17 protein-coding genes are annotated in these 17,216 nt (G+C 68.3%); 8 read left to right on the forward strand and 9 right to left on the reverse strand.

Annotated features, from left to right (window positions below; translation table 11 throughout):
* Positions 1-1,074, forward strand: a 1,074-nt coding sequence (locus NA11_RS40820) for a glycerol-3-phosphate dehydrogenase/oxidase (RefSeq protein WP_069167478.1), incomplete at its 5' end; no start/stop codon positions are given.
* Positions 1,075-1,107: 33 nt separating this feature from the next.
* Here the strand turns inward: NA11_RS40820 and NA11_RS40825 are convergent.
* Both NA11_RS40825 and NA11_RS40830 read right to left on the reverse strand, forming a co-directional pair.
* Positions 1,108-1,638, reverse strand: coding sequence for a GNAT family N-acetyltransferase (locus NA11_RS40825; protein ID WP_245746546.1), 531 nt, complete (start codon positions 1,636-1,638; stop codon positions 1,108-1,110).
* Entirely contained in the window at positions 1,619-2,335 is a 717-nt protein-coding gene (locus NA11_RS40830) for a TetR/AcrR family transcriptional regulator (RefSeq protein ID WP_069167480.1), read from the reverse strand. Before NA11_RS40830 ends, NA11_RS40825 begins: the two co-directional genes overlap by 20 nt.
* Positions 2,336-2,583: 248 nt before the next feature.
* Between NA11_RS40830 and NA11_RS40835 the strand changes: the two genes are divergently transcribed.
* Positions 2,584-3,420, forward strand: a complete 837-nt coding sequence (locus NA11_RS40835; protein WP_069167481.1) for an SDR family oxidoreductase — start codon at positions 2,584-2,586, stop codon at positions 3,418-3,420.
* Positions 3,421-3,717: 297 nt separating this feature from the next.
* Complete coding sequence (locus NA11_RS40840) at positions 3,718-5,013, forward strand: FHA domain-containing protein (RefSeq protein WP_069167482.1); 1,296 nt, start codon at positions 3,718-3,720, stop codon at positions 5,011-5,013.
* Positions 5,014-5,046: 33 nt separating this feature from the next.
* Here NA11_RS40840 and NA11_RS46475 read toward each other — a convergent pair whose 3' ends face one another.
* From NA11_RS46475 to NA11_RS40870, 4 genes are read right to left on the reverse strand one after another with little or no spacing between them, the layout of a single operon-like run.
* A complete protein-coding gene (locus NA11_RS46475; RefSeq protein ID WP_245746547.1) occupies positions 5,047-7,692 on the reverse strand; it encodes a serine/threonine-protein kinase in 2,646 nt (881 codons plus the stop codon).
* A complete protein-coding gene (locus tag NA11_RS46930; protein WP_245746548.1) occupies positions 7,689-8,525 on the reverse strand; it encodes a hypothetical protein in 837 nt (278 codons plus the stop codon). Before NA11_RS46930 ends, NA11_RS46475 begins: the two co-directional genes overlap by 4 nt.
* Complete coding sequence (locus tag NA11_RS40865) at positions 8,522-8,869, reverse strand: hypothetical protein (RefSeq protein WP_069167487.1); 348 nt, start codon at positions 8,867-8,869, stop codon at positions 8,522-8,524. Before NA11_RS40865 ends, NA11_RS46930 begins: the two co-directional genes overlap by 4 nt.
* Before the next feature lie 25 nt (positions 8,870-8,894).
* On the reverse strand, positions 8,895-9,173 hold the full coding sequence (locus NA11_RS40870; protein WP_069167488.1) for a hypothetical protein: 279 nt from the start codon (positions 9,171-9,173) through the stop codon (positions 8,895-8,897).
* 972 nt (positions 9,174-10,145) lie between these two features.
* Between NA11_RS40870 and NA11_RS40875 the strand changes: the two genes are divergently transcribed.
* The 3 genes from NA11_RS40875 (at position 10,146) to NA11_RS40885 (ending at position 13,901) form a co-directional block, all read left to right on the forward strand.
* Positions 10,146-12,443 carry an FdhF/YdeP family oxidoreductase gene (locus tag NA11_RS40875; RefSeq protein ID WP_069167489.1) on the forward strand — a complete coding sequence of 766 codons (2,298 nt, stop codon included), beginning with the start codon at positions 10,146-10,148 and terminating at the stop codon, positions 12,441-12,443.
* Positions 12,436-13,275: a formate dehydrogenase accessory sulfurtransferase FdhD gene (fdhD, locus tag NA11_RS40880; RefSeq protein ID WP_069167490.1), complete on the forward strand. Its 840-nt coding sequence runs from the start codon at positions 12,436-12,438 to the stop codon at positions 13,273-13,275. The genes NA11_RS40875 and fdhD overlap by 8 nt, the downstream gene beginning before the upstream one ends.
* A gap of 71 nt (positions 13,276-13,346) precedes the next feature.
* Positions 13,347-13,901: a hypothetical protein gene (locus tag NA11_RS40885; RefSeq protein WP_069167491.1), complete on the forward strand. Its 555-nt coding sequence runs from the start codon at positions 13,347-13,349 to the stop codon at positions 13,899-13,901.
* Between the two features lie 179 nt (positions 13,902-14,080).
* On the opposite strand, the gene mihF is transcribed toward NA11_RS40885, so the two are convergent.
* Entirely contained in the window at positions 14,081-14,395 is a 315-nt protein-coding gene (mihF, locus tag NA11_RS40890) for an integration host factor, actinobacterial type (RefSeq protein ID WP_029895202.1), read from the reverse strand.
* Between the two features lie 529 nt (positions 14,396-14,924).
* Here mihF and NA11_RS40895 point away from each other — a divergent pair.
* Both NA11_RS40895 and NA11_RS40900 read left to right on the forward strand, forming a co-directional pair.
* Positions 14,925-15,302, forward strand: a complete 378-nt coding sequence (locus NA11_RS40895) for a nuclear transport factor 2 family protein (RefSeq protein WP_069167492.1) — start codon at positions 14,925-14,927, stop codon at positions 15,300-15,302.
* Positions 15,303-15,452: 150 nt separating this feature from the next.
* Positions 15,453-16,307, forward strand: coding sequence for a hypothetical protein (locus NA11_RS40900; protein WP_245746549.1), 855 nt, complete (start codon positions 15,453-15,455; stop codon positions 16,305-16,307).
* An 84-nt stretch (positions 16,308-16,391) separates the two neighbouring features.
* Here the strand turns inward: NA11_RS40900 and NA11_RS40905 are convergent, their stop codons facing one another.
* On the reverse strand, positions 16,392-16,670 hold the full coding sequence (locus NA11_RS40905) for a ribosomal protein bL12 (RefSeq protein ID WP_069167493.1): 279 nt from the start codon (positions 16,668-16,670) through the stop codon (positions 16,392-16,394).
* A 45-nt stretch (positions 16,671-16,715) separates the two neighbouring features.
* Positions 16,716-17,162: an STAS domain-containing protein gene (locus tag NA11_RS40910; protein WP_084655524.1), complete on the reverse strand. Its 447-nt coding sequence runs from the start codon at positions 17,160-17,162 to the stop codon at positions 16,716-16,718.
* Positions 17,163-17,216 lie beyond the last annotated feature (54 nt).

Here is a 17,216-nt window from a genome sequence, read left to right on the forward strand (position 1 = left end):
GCGGCCGAGGCATTGCGGCTCGCGCCGACGGTGCGCCGGGACGGTCTGCGGGGCGGATTGCAGTCGTGGGACGGACAGCTGGTCGACGATGCGCGACTGGTGGTCGCCCTCGCGCGCACCGCGGCCGCACACGGCGCGACGGTGCTCACCCGGGTGGAAGCTCTTGATGTGACAGGCAATTCGGCGACGCTTCGGGACACATCGACCGGCGAGACGATGGCCGTGCGCGCCGACTCCGTGGTCAACGCCACCGGCGTGTGGGCCGACGAGGTCGATCCGAGCATCGAGTTGCGGCCGAGCCGCGGCGCCCACTTGGTGTTCGCCGCGGCATCGTTCGGCGGCCTCAGCGCGTCGCTGACCGTCCCGGTGCCGGGCAGCACCAGCCGCTTCGTCTTCGCGTTCCCCGCCGCGCACGGGCGGGTGTACGTCGGCTTGACCGACGAGGACGCTCCCGGCCCGGTGCCAGACGAGCCGAAACCGACCGAGGGCGAGATCGATTTCCTGCTCGACACCATCAATACCGCCCTGCGAGAGCCGTTGACCCGCGCGGATATTCGCGGCACCTACGCGGGGCTGCGGCCGTTGCTGAAGACCGAGGACGACAGCACCGCCGACATCTCCCGCAAGCACGCGGTGCTGCGCTCGCCGAGCGGCGTGATCACCGTTGTGGGCGGCAAGCTCACCACCTATCGCCAGATGGCCGAGGATGCGGTCGACGCCGTGGTGTCCGGCGTCGGTTTCCTCGCAGGCCCGTGCCGCACCAAACGACTACCACTGGTCGGCGCGGTATCCGGTGCGGCGCGGGATCGCATCGACGCGTCGCCGGTGTTGATCGATCGCTACGGAAGCGAAGCCGCCACGGTTCTGGCCGCAGCCCAAGACAATCCGGCGCTCGCACTGCCGGTGGCGCCCGGAATCGACGTCACCGCAGCGGAATTCCACTTCGCCGTCACGCACGAAGCAGCGCTCGACGCCGACGACCTGCTCGACCGGCGGACCCGGATCGGATTGGTCGCCGAGGACCGGCTCGCGGCTACCCCCGCGGCCATCGCCGCGCTGGCCCCGGTCACCTAGACCGGGGCACCCACAACGACTTTCGGTCCGAGATCAGACGGTTGTGTCGAAGGACCAAGTGTCGAGATCGGCTCGCATCGAGGCGCGCGGCCATTCGTCCAGGCCGTGCGCGGCTTCGGCGGCGCGGATCGCGGACAGGCCAGGGGTCTGTTCCTCGTCGGTCAGGTAGCGGAACCCGATGCGCTCGTAATACGGGCCGTTCCAGGCGACGTCGGTGAAGGTGGTCAGCGTGATCGCCTGCATTCCTTGGGCTTTCGCCCATCGCACGGCGTGGTCGATCAGGCGTTTGCCGATCCGTTCGCCGCGACGATCGGGACGGACGGACACCTGATCGACGTGTGCGATGCGATCGACCACACCGAGCACCAGGTAGCCGATGGGCTGATCCGTCGCGTCGACCCATACCCACGCGCGCCCGGCGCGCTGGAATTCGCGCAGCGTGTCCAGCGTCGGCGGCTCGTCCTCGGCCACCGCCGTCATCCCGATGTCCGCGAAGGGTTTTCCCGCCGCCGTCTCGATATCTTGCAGTACGGGCAGATCGGCCTCAGTCGCCGAGCGAATCACGGACACTCCTCGCATCTTCGCTGATTCGCGGGGCCGGTGTGGCGAGAATGCCGTCGATCAGCACGCGAAGCGCCCATTGTGCCCGCGCATCGCCGTCACCGGACACCAGAGCCTCGCGCATCGAAACGATCATCGGATAACGGTCGGCAGGCAGTTCGGCATACCGCTTCGACACCTCGGCGATGTGTGTCTCGGCGCGCATCCCCTTGGTGTTGTACGCGCTCTGCTCGGCGGCCGCGGCGGTGATGTACAGGAACAGCAGGTCGACGCCCCACGAGTTGGCCTGTTCCGCGACGCCGGCCTCGGCGAGCAGCGCAAGCATCCTGTCGACGAGCACGAGCGCGTTCGTCCCGGTCGGGATCGCACCGAGCGCGACGAGCGCAACGCCCTCGTGCCTGGCCATCGCGGCGACCGCCGCGTTGACCAGCTCGCTCAGCCGGTCACGCCAGCTGCCGCCGCTCGGCGCCGGAACGGTGCCGAGTACGTGGTCGAGCATCGCGGCCATCAGGTCGTCGCGGTTTGCGACGTAGACGTAGAGCGAGGCCGCACCCGTGTCGAGATCCTGGGCGACCCGGCGCATGGTCAGCGCGGCCAGGCCCTCCTGATCGAGGATGCGCAGGCCGGTTTCGATGATCACCTCACGGCTCAGTGGCGCCTTGGCCGGGCGGGCTCGACGACTGACGGGCGCATCGCTCATGGCTACGCCTCGCTCGCGCTCGCGCTCGGCTCCGCCATGCGCGGTGCGCGCTGGCACATGATTCGCTCACTTCGTTCGCTCATGACGCCGAGCATACCGCTGAGACGAACAACGTTTGACACGAACGACGTTCGTTCCCTACTCTGAGTTCACCGAACAACGTTCGTGACGGACCCTGTTCGACATCACACCGCTGCGTCGACCGTGGCCCATCCCGCATCGATTCAGTTCTCTCCCAAGGAACTCCCATGATTCTCATTACCGGTGGCCGCGGCGCGGTCGCCACCGAACTCTCGGCCATGCTGCACAGCGACGGTCTCGCCGTGCGCGTCGGCTCCCGTCAGCCCGAACAGCTCCAGGTGTCAAGTGGCATAGCGACTGTTGCGTGCGACCTCACCGACCCCACCACGTTTCCCGCGGCACTTGCAGGCGTCACGTCGGCGTTCCTGTACGCCGAGGCCACGACGATCGCCGAATTCGTCACCGCCGCAACCGAAGCCGGTGTCGAGCACATCGTGCTGCTGTCGTCGGCATCGGTGCTCGGCGCGAACGCCGCGGCCAACCCGATCGGCAAGGCGCACTTGGACGCCGAGCTCGGCCTCGCCACCGCGCCGATGACCACCAGCGTGCTGCGCCCCGGCGCCTTCGCGGGCAACGCCCGCTCCTGGGCGGGACCGATCAAAGCAGGCAAGCCCATCAGCCTTCCCTATCCGGACGCCTATACCGACCCGATCCACGAGCGCGACATCGCCGCGGTCGCGCACTCCCTGCTCACCGAGACTGAAGGCCGCGGCACCCAGCACAGCTTGACCGGCCCCGAGACCTTCACCTTCCGCGCGCAACTCGAGTGCATCGCCGAGGTGACCGGTCGGCCCGTCACCATCGACCGCGTCCAGCCCGAGGCATGGAAACAGCAGGTGAGCGCGCACATGCCCGCCGAGATCGCCGACGGACTGCTCGACTATTGGCGGCGCACCGACGGCATCCCGGCGCCGATCACCGACACCGTCGCCGCCATCACCGGACGCAAGGCCCGCAGCTTCACCTCATGGGTCGAGGAGAACGTCGCGGCCTTCACCGACTGAGCTCGATGAATTTGCCCGCGCCGGAACATGTTGCGGCCGAGACGGTCACCACATTTATGCGGCAGGACGCATAAGTCGGAGTCGGCTGTGCCCGCTGCTCCCCTCGGCCTCCGCGACGCTGCCGCCGAAACCAGAAACCCGGCGGCGCTGGCGAATTCGATCCGCGCTCCGGTCTGCTCAACAGGCACGGCGCGGCCGCCGAGCCCGCACCCGCGACGTACGACGCACCGAACCGGCTCAGGTGCACGCTCTATGCTGGCTGCGAATGTCGGTAGTGCGCCAGAAGGGAGGGCGCGGGTGCGCAGCAAGTCACCCACTGTTGGTATCGCGCCAGGCCACGGCCTGATCGCGCGCTTCGGTGGCATCGTCGTGTATCTGAGTGCTGAAACCGCGGCAACGGACCGGATACTCGGCACGATCGAGGCCGTCGCGGACACGGAACATCCCGGCGCCGCGCTGGCTCAGCGGTTGGCCGCCGTCGTTTTCGGCAGCACCTCCGATGTGCCGCCGTTCGGCCTGGTGGCGCCGACCGCCGACGGCACGCTGATCCTGTTGCGCGGTCCGGTATTCGCCGAGATCAGCGGTGCCGAAGGCACCAGAAGGTTGGCCGGAGCGCGGGCGTTCACCTGGGTCGACGAGATCGTGCGGGAACCGCTGCGGCGGATCACCGTCGGTTCGGACGATGCAGGTTCGCTGACGGCGGCGCCGCGCACCGATCTGCGTGCCGGCGTGGTTCCTGGCGGCGGATTCGTGCTGCAGGTGGCGCTGCGCCGGGCCAGCAAGGGGGCCAAGGGTGCTGCGGCGGCCCGGTCCTCGACGCCATCGTCCGCGCCCGAGCCGGATGCCACGGCTGCGTCCGGGTTTACCGCCATGCCCGAACCGACCGGTGCCGAGGCGGCAGTCGACGGGAAGTCCGCCGGTTCGCCTGCGGTCGCATCGTCGGCCGGGCAGTCCGCTGCGGCTTCGACTTCGGCGAGTTCGGCTTCCGGGGACCAGCCGCCTTCGGCAACCGCATCGTCGACAGCCGCATCCGTATCCACCGCCGCCGCCCCGGTGCGCGGGCGCAACGCCAAGCGCGCCGAACCGTCGAGACCGCTGGCGCGGCCGCGGCCGCCCGTCGGCAACCGTTCCACCGCGAACGCGTGGCCGCCGCCCATCGATCGACCCGAAACCGTTGCGCTGCACAAGGCCTCGGCAGATCGCAGCGTTCGTGTGCTGCGGCCGACCACGGCACCGCTGCACAAAACGATCGGCACGCTGATCCTCGAGAACGGCACCGCCTACCCGCTCGACCGCCCGTACGTCATCGGCCGTGGACCCCAAGCCGACGACTCGGTCCGCACCGCCACCGCCGCCCCGATCGTGATCCAACGGGACCGGCACGTCTCCCGCGTCCACGCCTACGTCTCCGTCGACCGAGGCAAGGTCTTCGTGCGCGACGCGACCGACACCTCCGGCACCTTCATCGCTCCGCCAGGCACCGACCAGTGGACCCGGATAAGCACGGCCCCAACCGAACTCCTCCCCGGCTGGAGCGTCCGCATCAGCGAACGAATCCTCACCTACCGCCCCGAAGACCACCCCGCCTCCTGACCGCCGAAGCGCCCGCCTTGCGCATCACAGATGTCAAGAGCGGCGGCGGGCGCGCCGAATATAGCGGCGGCGCTTGCCGGTTCGGCGGGCGCCGATGGCTGCGGCTACACCAGCGGACGCGGCGAGAGCGGCGGACGCGGCGATGGTGGTCACGGTGGGTGGATTGCCGAGCAGAATCCAGACGGCTCCGACGACGGCAACAGAGAGCAGGGCGGCGCTGACCGCGAGACCAATGGTGTTGGTGAAACCACCACGGCCCCTGCGCAAGCGGCGCATGTTCGACTCGAGGTAGGACACCGCGAAGAGAGCGAGTAGCGCGACACCCGCCGTGGTCGCGGTGGTGGTCGGTCGCTGTACGGCATGCAGTTCGACCCGTTCGGTGTGGACGGCGGTGCCGTTGCGCAGCAGGACGAGTTCACCGGTCAGCGTGCCCGCCATGACGTACTGGTTGACGGGCGACGGGAGCGCCGCGCTTTGGTCGCCTGGCACGAACGGGACGATCTCACCGCCGAGCGGCACCCCGAGCACCGTCACCCGCAGCGAAGCGGCTTGCGCGTCGACCCCGGTGACGCGCAACGGAATCGGCTTCGTCAGATCGATCTCGACGGGCGTCGTTGCCGGATCGACACCGCCGAGCGTGACCGTGCCGGGCGCTAGGTCGCCGCCGATCGTCGATCCGCCGACCCCGAGGACGGCAAGCAGCACCGCCGCCACCGCAAGCACCGCAGCGAGCGCGAACGGCACCTTGGCCGAGGAGAAACTGACGACCTCCTGAATCGGCACCAGATCCCGCCGATCGATCTCGACCAGCAGCGCCCCGCGCTCCGCGATCACCTGCCGTGGTCGCACCCGCGTCACCGGCGGACGAAATGGCGGTGCGCCCTGACCACGGGTCCGAGGTGACGCCGGTGGACCGGTTCCTGCGGGCGGAACTGGCCCTGAAGGTCGAGAACCAGGTGCCAGACGGCCGGCAGGCGGTTGCGCGCCGCCTGGATACCACTGCACGGTCGGCGGCGCGGTCCCGCTGGTGGGTGGCCGAGCCGCATCCGAAGGTCGCTGTGCCCCAGTCGAAGACGACGGCGGACCCGTCGCAGACCACGGCACACTCGGCAGCGCGGGACCGAACAGCGGCGGGCTCCCCTCGGCCGTTCCCGCTGCGCCGCTCGTAGTTGCAGGCGAAATCCCTTCGCCCGGTGGAGCGGTCGGCGGGGCCGTCCGCGAAGCAGGCGGGACCACGGCCGAAGGTCGGGACGGCCCCGCCGATGTCGCCGAGGCCCCGGTGGCAGACGGCGGCGTACTCGGAAGAGCAGGCCCGAACGGCGGCGCAGTTGCCCCGGACGGGTCCTTGCCCTCCACCGAAGGTCCGGCCGAACCCCACTGTGTTGTCGGAGGGGCGGCGTCGGACGATGTTTCCTCCGCCGACGGTGTTCGCCCGACTGGTCCGGACGGAGCCACATCCTGCGCCGGCCTCGGTGGAAAGGTCACAGTCTCGTCGGCAGGGGAAGGCTGCTGGCCGTGCTCTTTAGGTGGGCCTGGTTGCACCGGACGGAACGGGGGCGGAGTTTGGTATGCGGCGGTCGGGAGCAGATCGCTTGGGGGCGGACGGGTTCCGGCATCGGGGAAGGTAGGGGCAGTCCGGAAGGCAGGACCAGGCGGTGGGGTGGGCCCGGACGGGGAGCCGGGGTGAACCGGGCGACCGGGGTGAACGACGCGGCCTGGCTGCGGGGTATAGCTGGGGTACGGAGCGTGACGACTGGGCGTGGCGCCCGTCGCGGCCGCGACGATCGTGTCGGCGCCTATCACCGGGATGCCTACGGGCGGTAGCCAGTTCTGCCCCCAGCAGTGCGCGGCCGGTTGAGCCAGCGCGATACCGAAGGCTTCGGCGGTGGGAAAACGGTGGTCCGGGTTGGTGGCCAGGCCGCGCATGACCACTGCGGCAATGGGTTCCGGGACACTGGGGGCGACTTCGGTGAGGGGTATCGGATCGTCGAAGGCATGCGCGAACAGCATGGCGAGCGGGCCGTCTCCGGGTGGGAACGGCAGCACTCCCGAAAGCAGTTGATACAACATGGTCGCCAACGCGTAGACGTCGGTTGCGGGCGAAAGCTGTTGGCCACGAGCCTGTTCCGGTGCGATGTACGAGGGGGTGCCGATGATGTCCCCCGCCTTGGTCATCAAGGTCTCTTCGCCGCCGACGATTTTGGCGATGCCGAAGTCGGTGAGCTTGATCGCGCCGCCCGCAGCGAACATCAGGTTCGCCGGTTTCACGTCGCGGTGCAAGATGTGATGCCGGTGGGCGGCTTCCAGTCCGGCCGCGCACGCGAGGGCGATGGCGACGGCGGTCGCGGAATCGTAACCGTCCGTGGCGAATCGCTCGCCGACCGTGCCGCCAGGCAGGTATTCCATGACCAGCAGGCACAGATCGCCGTGCTCCAGGTAGTCGAAAACCCGTACGACATGCGGATGATCGATCGCCGCGAGCACCTGAGCCTCGGCGATGAAACGGCGGCGAACCTGGTCGTCGTTGGCGAATTGCGGCGGAATCTGTTTGATGGCGACCGGCCTGCGCAGTCGACGGTGGGTGCCCGCCAGCACCACCCCGCAGCCGCCCCTGCCGACTTCGGCGCCGATGTCGTAGGCGGGCAACGCCGCCCGCACGCGCTCACCCTGCTCGGTCACGGCGTCGGCCCTCCGGCCGGGAAGCGGTAGGTGTCGGCCGACTCGATGTCGTCCGGGTCGGCGGCGTCGTCGAGGTCGTCCTCGTCCGGTTCCGGTGTCGGCGACGCGTAACCGAGGAGGAAAGACACGGCGGCGGCGACACCGGCGAAGGCCAACCACAGTCCAGTATCCGGGACCCACCATCGCGCCACCGACGCGGTGAACGCGAATACCAGCCCGATCCCGAGCCCCGGCGCGAGCATCCGCAGCCCGCGCTGCCATCGATTCGCCGAAAGCCGGTGCCGCGCAACGGCCACCGCGGCATCCGCGATGGCGAGGGCGGTGAGCACGAACAACGCGATACCGAACAATCCGTACACCGACCACAGCGAACCGCGCACGTCGGTCACCATCGGGATCGCGGCCACCGCAGCACCGCTCGCACCGTAGACGGCGAGCTCGCCACCGATGAGCCCGGTCGCCTGCCCCGCCAGCCCGCGCAGCTCGAGCCGATACCGCAACGACTCGGATTTTCCTGGGGCAATGGTCAATTCGACCGCAGTGGAGTAGGAGAAGAAGCTCAGCCCGAGCACATGCCCGGCGAGCTCGACCTGCCGGATCTGCAGCGGCGCACCGGTGTTGTTGGTCAACTCGATCGCGATCTGCACGGTGCTGCCCGGCTCGAGCCGCATCGGCTGTTGCCCGGACGTATTCGCGACATCTCGCCCATCGATGTTCGCGGCCATGTCCACACCGTCAGGTCGGGCGCCCGCCTGCGCCGCCGTCCACAGGAGCACCAGTAACAGCAGCACCGGCCAGACAGCGTGCCCGATACCGTTGGCTCGAGCTGTCATTCGCCCCTCCGCGCTGGTAGATGCGAGACGAGGCGGTTGCCGTAATACCAGCTGCCGAGCACGAGGAAGAACAGAATCACGGTCAGCGTCGAGGTGCCTGCCCCGATGCTGCCGACGAGCACCACATCCAGCGGCGCAACCAGGGTCCGGCCGCACTTCGCCTGCACCTCGTGCCTGCCGACGTCGACGGCGCCGGTGGCCAAGGGCACCTCGAACGCGCCGTCGGCTCCGGCCGTTGTCTTGCCGAGCGCCACGTTCCCGATGGCGATCTGTACCGGTGCCTGCGGATCGCAACCGTGGCCGGTGGCCGTGACACCGGCACCGGGGCTGACTGCCGATGGCATGAGATCCAATGCGGCGGGCCGTAATTCAGGTGGCGCCTGCGGCGGCGCGGGAGCTGGGGGCAACACGACCGGGGTCCGCGGCGGCACAATGACGTCCGGCTTGGCCGGCGGGGGCGGGGGCGGGGTCACGACCGGCGGAGGCGTCGGCACCTCGGTTGGCCGCTGCGGTGTCGTCGGTACCGAGGTAGCGGGCGGTTCGGTGGATGTCGGCGGCTTCGACGTATCGGGCGGTCGCGAAGTAGTCGTCGGCGGAGTGGTCGTTGGCGGAGTCGTCGGACAGGTCGGCCCATCCGACCAGCCGCACGGATCAGGCAATCTGGGCAGCGGCGGCAAGGGGATGGTCGGGCCGAGCGTCTCGTCCGGCACCGGCGCATCCCGTGAGCCGTTGTCCGGTTGAACCGGTGGCGGCGGCTGCGCGGGAACAGGCGATACGGGCCCGTCCCTGGTCCCACCGCCGTCCTGTGGCGGCGGTGCCGGTTGCTGCGGAGCAGGCGACACCGGCCCGTCCCGCGTCCCACCACCGTCCTGTGGCGGCGGCGACGGACTCGTCGGCTGCCGCACAGGAACTGGCGACACCGGCCGATCCTGAGCCCCAGCGCCCTCCACCGACTCAGCGACATCCGGCAATGGCGCAGGCGGTACCGCCGCAGGCGGCGGAGGCAGCGGCACCGGTTGGTCGTGGATCGCCGCGTCCTCGTTCGGCGGCGGCACGGGTCCCTCGGGCACGACACCGTCGCTCGGCATGTCGGCCGGCTGGACCTGTGTGACCGGCGGTGGTGTCGGCGGCGCCGAGGTCGGCCCGCCCGAGCTCGATTGTGGCGAAAAACCAATCACCGCAACCACATAGAGGATTCCGAAGGCGGCAGCGGACAGGCGATTCACGCGGCGAGATATCACCTGCCGGCGCGCTGCGTCGGCACGCTTCGTAGCTGGTGCGAGCGTCCCCATCGGCTGTGCCCTTGCTAGGCGTGCGATCCCTTGCATCGTAATGCCCTGTGCGCCAACGTGGAGCCAACTCCGGCTTGCCCGCTTCCGGCAATTACCCAGCAAGGCAACGCTCGCGCAGGGGTGCCGCGGCCGTCGACGGCGTGGCGCACATGTCCGCTCGTGCGCTGCGGCGCACCCGATCCGTCGATCCGCCTTCGCGACCCGCCGACCGTTAGGGTCGGCCTGGAGCAGCACGCATGTTCCGCACCCGTGGCGTCCCGAGTGCATACCATCGAAGTAGCTGGTCCACCACCCGACTCAGACACCGCGAAAGAGGACAATAAAAGCCATGCACCGTAACGGGCCGACCCAGGACATCGACGAGTCCGCGCTATCCGTGACCGCGCCGAAGGAGCAAGCCGCCGGGGTTACCGCGGTGGCGGTGTCGTTGACGCGCGCGGTCGGCGAGATGGGCGTGATCCGGACGGCCCGCACCCTGGCCCGGGTGAATCAGGTGCACGGCTTCGACTGCCCCGGTTGCGCGTGGCCGGAGCCGACCGGGCATCGCCGTCCTGCCGAGTTCTGTGAGAACGGCGCGAAGGCGGTCGCCGAGGAGGCGACGCTGCGCACGGTCACCCCGGAGTTCTTCGCCGAGCACTCGGTCGACGAGCTGGCGGGCAAGTCGGGGTATTGGCTCGGCCAGCAGGGCAGGTTGACGCATCCGATGGTGTTGCGTCCCGGCGCCACCCACTACACCCCCATCGCATGGGACGACGCGTACCGACTGGTCACGGATCATTTGGGCGCGTTGGCTTCTCCCGACGAGGCCGTCTTCTACACGTCCGGTCGCACCAGCAACGAGACCGCCTTCCTCTACCAGCTGCTCGTCCGCGCGTACGGCACCAACAACCTGCCCGACTGTTCGAACATGTGCCACGAATCCTCGGGCGCCGCCCTGGTCAGCTCGATCGGCATCGGCAAGGGTTCGGTCTCGATCGACGATTTCGCGGCCGCGGACCTGATCATCGTCGCGGGTCAGAACCCGGGCACCAACCATCCGCGGATGCTGAGCGCGCTGGCGAACGCCAAAGAACAGGGCGCCAAGATCGTCGCGATCAACCCGCTGCCCGAGACCGGGTTGCTCGGCTTCCGCGATCCGCAGACGGTCAAGGGTTTCACCAGCGGCGTGTCCATCGCCGACGATTTCCTGCAGATCCGGCTCGGCGGCGACATGGCGTTGTTCCAGGCACTCGGCAGGCTGCTGTTCGAGGCGGAGGACCGCGCGCCGGGCACCGTGGTCGACCGCGAGTTCGTCGACGCGCACTGCGCCGGCTTCGCCGAGTACGAAAAGCAGGTGCGCGCAGTCGATTTCGACACAGCGCTGGAGGCGACCGGCCTGACCATGGCCGAACTCGAGCGCACCGCACGGCGGATGACCGAGTCGAAGAACATCATCATCTGCTGGGCCATGGGCCTCACCCAGCAGGTGCACGGTGTCGCCACCATCGAGGAGGCGACGAACCTGCTGCTGTTGCGCGGCATGATCGGCAAGCCTGGCGCCGGTGTCTGTCCGGTGCGCGGGCATTCGAACGTGCAGGGCGACCGCACCATGGGCATCTGGGAGAAGATGCCGGAGCCGTTCCTCGCCGCGCTGGACAAGGAATTCGGCATCGTCAGCCCGCGTAAGCACGGCTTCGACACGGTCGATGCCATCCGCGCGATGCGCGACGGCCGGGCGTCGGTGTTCTTCGGGATGGGTGGCAATTTCGTGTCGGCCACCCCCGACACCGAGGTGACCGAGGCCGCGCTGCGCAATTGCGCACTGACCGTGCAGGTTTCCACGAAACTCAACCGCAGCCATGTCGTGCACGGCAGCACCGCGCTCATCCTGCCCACCCTCGGCCGCACCGACAAGGACCTGCGCGACGGCGTGAAACAGCAGGTTTCGGTGGAGGATTCGATGTCGATGGTGCACCTGTCCACCGGTCGGCTCGACCCGGTGAGCAAGTACCTACGCAGCGAGGTCGCGATCGTCTGCGATCTCGCGCTGACCCTGTTCGGCGCCGATCACCCGGTCCCGTGGGCCACCTTCCGGCGCGACTACGACACCATCCGCGACGCGATCGCCCGGGTGGTGCCCGGCTGCGCCGACTACAACACCAAGGTGCGGGCCCGCAACGGCTTCGTCCTGCCGCACCCGCCGCGCGACAGCCGCGAATTCCGCACCAGCACCGGCAAAGCCAACTTCGCGGTGAACGAGCTGCACTGGACCCCGGTCCCGGAGGGCAGGCTGATCCTGCAAACGCTGCGCAGCCACGACCAGTACAACACCACCATCTACGGCCTGGACGACCGCTACCGCGGCGTGCACGGCGGCCGCAAGGTGGTGCTGGTGCATCCCGACGACATCACCGAACTCGGCTTCGCGGAAAACGATCTCGTCGACGTGATCTCGGAGTGGACCGACGGTACCGAGCGCAGCGTCGAGGGTTTCCGGCTCATCGGCTACCCGACGCCGCGCGGCAACGCCGCGGCCTACTACCCCGAGACCAATCCCCTTGTCCCGCTGGACCATGTCGCGGCCCGGTCGAACACCCCCGTATCCAAGTCCGTCACCATCAGACTGCAACGAGCCTCCCATGAGTAGAGTCACCGCCCGCCGCAGAATGCGCAGGATCTCGCCGCAGGGCGAGATCCAGCGCCCCGACACCCTGGCCGTCGAAGAGCCGTTGGAAATCCGGATCGGCGGGCAGTCATTGACCGTCACCATGCGCACGCCGGGCAACGACGTCGACCTGGTGCACGGATTTCTCTTGAGCGAGGCCATGATCGGCGCTGCCGAGGAGATCATGGCGGCCCGCTACTGTGCCGGCGCCGACGAGGACGGCCGCAACACCTACAACGTTCTCGACCTCACGCTGCGCAACCCGGTGCAGGTGCGGCCCCGCAACTTCATGACCACCGGCGCCTGCGGGCTGTGCGGCAAAACCGCGCTCGACGAGGTACGGACCCGCACCCGGTTTCCGATCACAGGCGGCGGACCGGTGGTGGACACCCAGGTGCTGGCCGGCATGCCGGATACGTTGCGCGGCAAGCAAACCCTGTTCGAGGCGACCGGCGGCCTGCACGGGGCCGGTTTGTTCACCGCCGACGGCGAGGTGCTCGCGGTGCGCGAGGACATCGGCAGGCACAACGCCGTGGACAAGGTGATCGGCTGGGCGCTGCGGCAAAACCTGGTCCCCGCACGGGATCTGGTGCTGATCGTGAGCGGGCGCGCCTCGTTCGAACTGGTGCAGAAGGCGGTGATGGCGGGCATTCCGATGCTCGGCGCCGTCTCGGCGCCGAGTTCGCTCGCGGTCGATCTCGCTGCCGAGGCGGGCCTCACCCTGGCCGGTTTCTTGCGAGGGGACACGATGAACGTCTACACGCACCCTGATCGGATCAGCACCGCGCCGACCGTGGACTCGTTGCCTGCCTGAACGTTCCTTGCCTGTCACCGCGTGTCCGACTTACCGTGACAGCACGTGATCGGAGGGGAACGGAGAGACCGATGCGGATTTCAGTAGAGGGCACGCAAGAGGGTCTGCGGGTGCGGATGCGCTTCGAGCAGTACCGCCGCCGCCTGCTCGCCACCCGAATCGTCTTGGCGGTATTGGCTGTTCAGGGCGCCGTCGTCGGCCTGTGGGCGACCTTCGCGCCGCACTCCTGGTACACCAGCTTCCCCGGTTTCGGCATGCAGTGGATCTCGGTGGACGGCCCGTACAACCATCATCTGGCCGGCGACGTCGGCGCTTTCTTCCTCGCGCTGACCGCGGTGACCATCGCCGCGCTCGTCCTCAACGGCACCGCCGTCGCGCGCGTCGCAGGCATCGGCTGGCTGACGTTCAGCGTCCCGCACGTCGTCTATCACGCCTTCCACCGGCCTGCCGAGCACGGCACGGTCAGTTTCACGATCAGCGTGGTCAGCGCGGCCCTGCTGGTCGCACTCGGCCTCGCCGCGGTGTTGCTGCCGCCGCGCGGCGATATCCCGCTGACGGACCCGAACCCGATCAACGTCCGATTCCCGCGCCGCCGACAGGCGGGTCCGCCGCGTCGACGCGACTGACTGCGCCAACACGACAACGCCCCACAGCCCATCTCGGCGCTGTGGGGCATTTGCATGTCTGTGCGGCTGGGGGCTGAACTACGCCGTTGGGACCGCGAGCAGGCGGTCCTTCGCGAGGCACAGCCACGCCACCGACGTGAGGGTTCGATCCCCGGTCACGCTCTGAACTCGAGCGCCCGTCAGTCCTTCAGGGCGTCGAGCAGTGCCGCACGCTGACGTGCGCCGAGCCCGCCGATCCGGCGATCCTCCGGGATCTCCGCCTGATCCATCAGCTTGGCGGCCTTCACCGGTCCGACACCCGGCAGCGCCTTGATCACGGCGGCCACCTTGGTCTTCTTGACCAACTCATCGGAGTCGGCCTTCTTGAGCAGGTCGGCCACCGAAACCTTGCCCGCCTTCACCTTGCCGATCAGTTCGGAGCGCGCCTTGCGGACCGCTGCCGCTTTGGCCAACGCTTCAGTGCGCTGCTCCGCGGTCATGGTAGGCAGTGCCATGTCTCCTCCGCTTCCACTCGTCACTCGAACATCTGGTTGACCGGACCGAGTAAACAGCACTTCACCGGCAGCGCAAGGCCGACACACCGGGATCGACTCGGCGGAGTTAGCGATGAGTTTCCTGGATTGGTCCCGTCGAAACCAGTAATCAGCGGACGAAACGGACGAAAGGAACCCCGCTGACGGGCGTCGAAGAAGTCGTAACACCGCTGCCGGTCTCAGCGACAAATCCAACGAAAGCATCAGCGCGGGATGAAGGTTCAACGGCGAACCACGGGGAATCAATGACGATTCCCGGCAGCGGGCGCGAGCGGTTTTCCGGTCGTCACCGTGTCCCTTTGTGCGGATGTTTTCCACAAAAGAACGACTGCGGGGGCATGCCAACTTTCGGGGGGACTTGCCAGCGGCGCGAACCACGTCGATCGCCGCGGTCTGCGCAACGACAGCGCGGAACCGATCCTTGACCGCCCCCGCAGGCGGACTGCTAGGGTGCCGAATTAGAACAGGTTTCAATTCGGCAGGAGTTCGGATGACCAAGCAGATCCGCGATGTGGTCGAGCAGTACGTCAAGCTGGTCGGCTCGGGCCCGACCGAGGCGATCGTCGACCTCTACGCACCCGACGCGACCGTCGAGGATCCCGTCGGCACCCCGGTCCGCCGCGGCCACGACGCCATCCGCGAGTTCTACGACATCATCGCCGCACTCGACCGGGAGACCGCGCTGAGTCCGGAGACCGTGCGCGTCGCAGGCACCGAGGCGGCTTTCCAGTTCACCATCGTCACCAGGGCAGGCGGACACCGTTTCACCCTGTCACCGATCGATGTGATGGAGTTCGACGAGGCGGGCAAGATCACCCGCATGCGCGCCTTCTGGAGCCAGGACGACATGCACAGCGAAGCGGAATAACCTGCATCACCGCATGCCGGGTGCAACGAGGCTCACGCGGGCTATCATCTACCCGGTCACTGTGCCGCCGCCAGGCGGCCGGCGTCCGAGTAGTTCAGTTCGCTCCCGCGATCAGTCGAGTCTCGTTCCGCCCACCAAGTTTGGAGCCGCATGCCCGACGAACATCCCATCGACGATGTCGCGCAGCTGGCGCTGCGCGTGGAGCGGGCCCGCGGGCGCCTCGCGTATCAATACGATCCGGCGCTGACCGACGCACTGTCGGAAGCCGAGTTGATCGAGGAACGCGAACTGGCCGAACGCATTCGAGAGCAGGACCGCGGCCAGCGCTGGAAGCAGGCGGAGGCCATGGCCGCGGCCGCCGACCGCGCACGGCACACCAGCGAGTCGATCGAGAAGGCCGACATTCGCGATGTGCTGATGGCGCGCAAGGCGATTGCCGCACAGCGACGCGAATCGAGCCCGCACGCACAGCTCGCCTCGCTATATCAGCACCGAACCTGGTCGTTACGCGCGCTGGCTGCGGTCGTAGTCGCAGGCATGCTGTGGTCGGCGGTCAACGTGCAGCACAACATCGCGCCCGGCGGGCCGACCGATCCGCTGTACTGGTTCAGCTATCTCGTCGAGGCGATGATCAGCGTGTGCCTGGTGATCATCATGATCGGCACGAGCAAGGTCGTCGAGTGGGGCGTGCAGCTCAGCCGCAGCCAGGTGCTGATGGCCGAATTCGCTTTGCTCGCATTGACAATCGGCCTCAACACCTACCCGCACGTCCGTGACCAACGCTGGTTCGACGCGGGCGTGCACGGCGTCGCCCCCGCCATGATCGGCGTCGCCCTGCTCATCCACGACGCCGCGAGCACCCGCTACGACCGCGCCATCACCCGCGCCACCCTCGAAATTCAGGAACGCCGCCACCCCATGGCAGGCACTCCGCCGGAAGCCACCGAACGTGACCGCGATCTGTCCGGTCTCTTTGGCCGCAACCCGTCCAACTCCCGAATCTGAGAGCTCCCCCGGAAACCCGCCCGCGTGCCGAACGCGGGCGGTGCCGACCCTGGAACAGCTTGCGGCACGGTCGGATACGGAGTTTCAGTACGGATAGCGGTGTTCCACTGCGTCTTTCGCTTCCTTGAGCCCGGCACCGGTCAGTTCGCGGTAGCGCTTGATGGCTTGAATCTTCTTGCCCTGAGCCATGAGTTCGTCGACCTCGGCGAAGCCGCCTGCCGCTGAGTGCGTCGTGGTGGACGCGGGCTTGATCGGCACGATGGGAAGAGCAGGGAGTTGCTGGATCCCGAAGTGGTCGAGAATCAAGTCGACCTTGACGTTCAGGGCGTCGATCTTCCGCTCGAGGCGGCGGCGGGCAAACATGATCGAATCGTAGTGACCGCCACCGCTTCTCGTCAGCCGTGGGGATCAGGCGGCATCCAGGACCGCGTCGGCGAGATTGTCTGCGGTGTCGAAGTCGGCCACCTCACCAGCGACTTCGAGGAGCCGGTCGACACAGCGGGGGCCGGTGACCAGGCGGACATGGCGGTCGGTGTGCCCGGCCCAGGTGCGTGCCTCGATCAGCACGTGTAGACCGGCGACGCCGAAGAACGTCACCTGGGAGAGATCGATGACCACGAGCGGGGCCGCGGTGTTCAGCGACCCGATCAGCCGAGAGCGGAACAGGTCGGCGGTGTAGAAGTCCACCTCACCTGCTAGGGCGCACAGGGTGACGGCATCGCTCGGTGCGGTGACGGAGACGCTGAGTCGGTCCGCCGGGTCGGGTCGGCTCGGCGCCGCACGCCCGAGGGGCAGCGGGGCCGGTCTGGACGTGGTACCGATCAGTGCTGCGGGGGAAGCCAGAGTGGTCGACATGAGGACCTCGGTCCTGTCGCGCGCGGCCGATGAACTCGATGGCCGGCAATGCGT

It is taken from the genome of Nocardia altamirensis NBRC 108246, from assembly GCF_001612685.1.
GTDB classification, from domain to species: Bacteria; Actinomycetota; Actinomycetes; order Mycobacteriales; family Mycobacteriaceae; genus Nocardia; species Nocardia altamirensis.